The sequence below is a fragment of the uncultured Campylobacter sp. genome, from assembly GCF_937949835.1.
Classification (GTDB): domain Bacteria; phylum Campylobacterota; class Campylobacteria; order Campylobacterales; family Campylobacteraceae; genus Campylobacter_B.
Genome location: NZ_CALEDC010000471.1, coordinates 1 through 1,665, shown reverse-complemented (window position 1 = coordinate 1,665; position 1,665 = coordinate 1). Strand labels below are relative to the sequence as shown.

At 55.7% G+C, this 1,665-nt stretch carries 1 protein-coding gene and 1 pseudogene; both read right to left on the bottom strand.

Features of this window, described 5'->3' with window-relative positions; genetic code table 11:
- The coding region (locus tag Q0256_RS10475) for a glycosyltransferase family 2 protein (protein ID WP_297962804.1) at nucleotides 1–464 on the bottom strand (464 nt) is incomplete at its 3' end.
- Nucleotides 445–1,665: pseudogene (locus tag Q0256_RS10470) on the bottom strand (hypothetical protein); the annotation flags it as partial. The gene Q0256_RS10475 and the pseudogene Q0256_RS10470, both read right to left, overlap by 20 nt.

Genomic DNA, 1,665 nt, shown 5'->3' with positions numbered 1-1,665 from the left:
CTAAAGCCGCACATCGCGTCTTTTATGCGGTGCGAAAGGGTATTTATCACGCACCAAAAGTTCATTATCTTGCGTCCGTGCAGGCGGGATTTGGGCGCGCTTTCGTCATACACGGGAGCGGCGCAGATCAGCGCGGCGGGCTGCTTTGCCGCAAGCGCCAAAAACTCCTCGCATCTGCTTACGTCGTGCTGAAAGTCCGCGTCGATCTGAAAGGCGTGCGTAAATCCAAGCTCCTTCGCCCACGCTAGCCCGTCGCACACGGCAGCGCCTTTGCCGCCGTTTTGCGCGCGGGTGTAAATTTGAGCCGCAAGCCCCTTTAGCGCGCTTTTACTCGCCTCGTCGCTACCGTCGTCCACGATCAGCACGGGCGCGATGGGCGCCAGGGCGCTTACGAGCTCGGCGATGCGCGCGGGGTGGTTGAAGTAGGGCAGCAAAAACGCGGGCTTAAAGGCAAATTCTTCCACTGGCGCAGACCTTGTCGTTTGAAATTTCAAAGCGGAGTTTGCCGCTTGCTTCGGTGATTTTGATTGAAATTTCATCGCCCGGGCGGATAAAATTCGTAAATTTTAAATTTTCTATCTTTTGCGTGCCGTCTAGCTCGTAGCCAAGGGCTTTTGCGCAGATCAATACGAAGCGAAGCTGCATAAACGCGGGTACCAGCGCAAATCTCGCAAAGTGTCCGTCAAAATAAAAGTCGCTGGCGCGCACCTTCGCGCGAAACTCATTCTCCGCGTTCCGCTCGAAAACGGGCACCTCGTAGCGCTGCAGGGCGCTTAAAAAGTCCTTTTTGCTTAGCTTGCCCTGCTCGTTAAAAGGCAGCTTGCTTGCGATCTTAAAATAGCGCAAAATCGCGCCGAATTCGGGCTTCAAAAAGGCCTTCAGCTCGTCCGTGACGCCCTTTTTGCCGCCTACGCGAAATGCCTGCTCGCCGCGCTCGCTAAGCTTGATAAGAGCTACGGCGCGGTCGCGCTGCGGGTGCAGATCGATCCTGCATTCGCCGATAAATTCGTGCGAGCGAAGCTTGGCTTCGAGCAGATCGAGGCTCACGCGGTTTTCGTTGATTTTGACGGTGCGATCGCCGCGCCCCAAAAGCCTGATCTCATCTGCGCGTACATAGCCGAAATCGCGGCTTTCAAAGTACTCGCACCAAGGCGAACTGATCGTAAACTCGCCCGTTTGCGAAAATTTGTCGGCGGACCGCTTTGCCGCAAATTTATCGCAAAGCCCCTCTGTCTGCGTAAATTTACCGTCGTGTTTCGTCACAGGGCTCGATGCGGAGCTGTTTTCCTGGCCGGCCGCGGTTTTATCGCTAACATCTGCATTAAATTTAGACGCCTGCTCGCCCAAGCGGTTTGTGTCTTGCCCGTCTGTATTTTGCCCGTCCGTACAGCGCGTTTTGGGCTTTGCCGCAGAATTTTTGTCGCAAGAGCTTGCCGCAAGATCGAAGGGCTTGCTCTCGCGTTTCGCCGCGCCGTTGCTACCAATATCCGTGCGGATCTGCACGCTAACGGGAGCGAATTTTTTAAGCCCCGCGCCCTCGTTGCAAGCGATCACGCCCGTTTCGCTGGAGCCGTAAATATCGACGATGCGGGCACTGCTAAGCGCGCGCAAATTATCTCGGATCGCAGGACTTAGCGGCGCACCCGCGCTAAAAATGGTGCCTAA